Source organism: Streptomyces sp. LS1784 (assembly GCF_020103755.1).
Lineage (GTDB): Bacteria > Actinomycetota > Actinomycetes > Streptomycetales > Streptomycetaceae > Kitasatospora.
The window spans coordinates 1-3156 of record NZ_JAHSQD010000766.1; the positions used below are offsets into that span (position 1 = coordinate 1).

General features: G+C 73.7%; 3 protein-coding genes. All 3 read right to left on the reverse strand.

Annotated elements, in window-relative coordinates; genetic code table 11:
- Positions 1-74 precede the first annotated feature (74 nt).
- Positions 75-1061: an aldo/keto reductase gene (locus tag KS423_RS41980; protein WP_224284975.1), complete on the reverse strand. Its 987-nt coding sequence runs from the start codon at positions 1059-1061 to the stop codon at positions 75-77.
- A gap of 68 nt (positions 1062-1129) precedes the next feature.
- Positions 1130-1951, reverse strand: coding sequence for an ABC transporter permease (locus tag KS423_RS41985; RefSeq protein WP_224284976.1), 822 nt, complete (start codon positions 1949-1951; stop codon positions 1130-1132).
- A complete protein-coding gene (locus tag KS423_RS41990; protein WP_224284977.1) occupies positions 1951-2919 on the reverse strand; it encodes an ATP-binding cassette domain-containing protein in 969 nt (322 codons plus the stop codon). The genes KS423_RS41985 and KS423_RS41990 overlap by 1 nt, the downstream gene beginning before the upstream one ends.
- Positions 2920-3156: the final 237 nt, after the last annotated feature.

The following is a 3156-nucleotide window of genomic DNA, read 5'->3' on the forward strand; positions in this document are numbered from 1 at the left end:
CGGGGCGGGTCCGCGGCGAGGCCCCGGCCCGCGCCAGGGGGACGGGGCCGGGGCCGGGGCCGGGAGCGAGTGGCCTACCAGGCGTAGTCCTCCGGGGCGGGCCGGCGGCCCGGGAAGAGGTCGTCGAGGTGGTCGAGGGTCTTCTGGTCGAGCTTGAGGTCGAGCGCGCCGATGGCGGCGTCGAGGTGGGCCGGGGTGCGGGGGCCGATGATGGGGGCGGTGACGGCGGGGCGGGAGAGGAGCCAGGCGAGGGCGAGGTCGGCGGGGTCGGCGCCGAGCTCGGCGGCGAAGTCCTCGTAGGCCTGGATGCGGTCGCGGTGCCGGTCGAGGAGTTCGCTCGCGTAGGCCATGGCGCTGCGGTCGCGGGTGCCCTCGCGCTCCTTGCGCAGGACGCCGCCGAGCAGGCCGCTGCGCAGCGGGGACCAGGGCATCAGCCCGAGGCCGTAGTGCTGGAGGGCGGGGATGACCTCAAGCTCGACGGTGCGGTCGAGCAGGTTGTAGAGGGACTGCTCGCTGACCAGGCCGAGGAAGTGGCGGGCGCGGGCGGCCTCCTGGGCCTGGGCGATGTGCCAGCCGGCGAAGTTGCTGGAGCCGACGTAGATGATCTTTCCCTGGGCGACCAGGACCTCCATCGCCTGCCAGATCTCCTCCCAGGGCGTGGCCCGGTCGATGTGGTGCATCTGGTAGAGGTCGATGTGGTCGGTCTGGAGGCGGCGCAGGCTGGCCTCGACGGCCTTGCGGATGGCGAGCGCGGACAGCTTGCCCTCGTTGGGCCAGTCGCTCATGTCGGCGTAGGCCTTGGTGGCGAGGACGGTGCGCTCGCGGCGGCCGCCGCCCTTGGCGAACCAGCGGCCGATGATCTCCTCGGTGCGGCCCCGCAGCCGGCCCTCGCTGTCGCGGCCGTAACTGTTGGCGGTGTCGAAGAAGTTGATGCCGCGCTCGTGGGCGGTGTCCATGAGGCGGTGGGCCTCGGCTTCCTCGGTGTGGGGGCCGAAGTTCATGGTGCCGAGGCAGAGGCGGGAGACGGTCAGGCCGGTGCGGCCGAGGTGGGTGTACTCCATGGCGCCCCACCCAAGACCACACCGGCCCCGCTGTCCAGCACATTTCACGGGCGTGCCGGGCCCCCTGGTCACCGCCCGTGCGTGGCGAACTTCCTTACGGCGAGCGGCACGCAGAGCGCGAGCAGCACGGCGCTCCAGAGCAGCGCGGCGAGCGTGGCGTGCTGCGTCGGCCAGGCGGAACCGGCCGCCGAGGGGTTGCCGAACAGATCCCGGCAGGCCTGGACGACGGAGCTGATCGGGTTCCAGTCCGCGAGCATCCGCAGCCAGCCGGGCATGCCGCCGGTCGGCACGTAGGCGTTGGTGATCATCGCCAGCGGGAAGACCGCGACGGAGAGCTGGCCGGCCGCCTCCTCCTTGCCGACGGCCAGGCCGAGCAGGGTGCCGACCCAGGTCATCACGAAGCGGAAGAGCAGCAGCAGTGCGAACGCCCCTGCCGCGTCGGCGAGTCCGTGCCGGGCGCGCCACCCGGCGGCGAGCCCGACCAGGGCCAGCAGCGCCAGGACGACCACGCTGACCAGCAGGTCGGCGAGGGTCTGCCCGAGCAGCAGTCCGGTGCGGGAGACCGGCATGGAGCGCAGCCGGTCGGTGACCCCGCGCCCTACGTCGCGGGCGGCGCCGACCATGGTGGGCATGATGCCGTTGGTGGCCACCATGGCGAACAGGCCGGGCATCAGGAACTCCCGGTAGTCACCGCCGCCCGGTACCTGCATGGCGCTGCCGAAGACGTACCCGAAGACCACCACCATGACCACCGGGACGCCGAGCGATGCGGCCAGCAGACCCGGCGAACGCCGGTAGTTGAGCAGGACGCGGATCATCGACGTCCAGGTGTCGGAGAGCAGCCGGCCGACGGCGGACGGTCGCGGGGCGGCGTACGCGGCGACGGCCATCAGGCGGCCCTCCCCGCGTCCGCGGACTCCTGGGTGAGCGCGAGGAACACGTCGTCCAGCGAAGGCGCCCGCACCGCCACGTCCTGCGCGACGACCCCGGCACCGTCCAACTCCCGCACCAGCGAGGGCAGCAGGACGGACACGCCCGGCGTCGTCAGCACCGTGACGGTCCGCTCGGCGACGTCCACCTGCGCGTCGCCGCCGGTCAGCGAGGACAACACCACGGCGGTGGCGGCGAGTTGACCGGGGTCGGCCAGGGTGACGGAGACCTGGCTGCCGATCGCGGCCTTGAGCCGGTGCGGCGGGCCGGTGGCGATGGCGGCGCCGTGGTCGACCACCACGATGTCGTCGGCGAGCCGGTCGGCCTCCTCCAGGTACTGGGTGGTGAGCAGCACGGTGGTGCCGCCGTCCGCCAGCTCCTCGACGGTGTCCCAGATCGCCTGCCGGCTGCGCGGGTCGAGCCCGGTGGTGGGCTCGTCCAGGAAGAGCACCGGCGGGCTGGTGACCAGGCTGGCGATGAGGTCGAGGCGCCGGCGCATGCCGCCGGAGTAGGTGCGCACGAGCCGGTCGGCGGCCTCGGTGAGGTCGAAGCGGGCGAGCAGTTCGTCGGCGCGCTCCCGGGCCCGGCGGGCGCCGAGGTGGTGCAGCCGGCCGAGCAGCCGGAGGTTGTCGCGGCCGGTGATGCCCTCGTCGACGGCGGCGTGCTGTCCTGCGAGGCCGATGGCGCGCCGGACCTCCTCGGCGGCGCGGACGACGTCGTGCCCGGCGACACGGGCGGTGCCGCGGTCGGGGGCGACGAGCGTGGCGAGGACGCGGACGGCGGTGGTCTTGCCGGCGCCGTTGGGGCCGAGCAGGCCGCAGACGGTGCCGGCCGGGACGGTGAGGTCAAGGCCGCGCAGGGCCTCGGTGGCGCCGAAGCGTTTCTCCACGCCCGCCATCTCGATGGCGGGCCGGGCGGTGTCGGACATGGCTCTGCCCCTTCTCTAGGTACGGCGTACGTAGAAGCGCGCGCAAGCGCATCCTACTACGTACGCCGTACGTATCTAAGATGGGCAGAGCGAGGTGATCTTCCAGTGCCGTCCAGCAAGCCCACGCCGTCCAGCGCGCCCGCACCGGGCGAGCCCGCGCCCCCGCCCAGCGGGCCGGCGCCGGCGTCCAACAAGCCCGCGCCTCCCGAGGCGCCCGAAGTGATCTGGCTGCGCCCC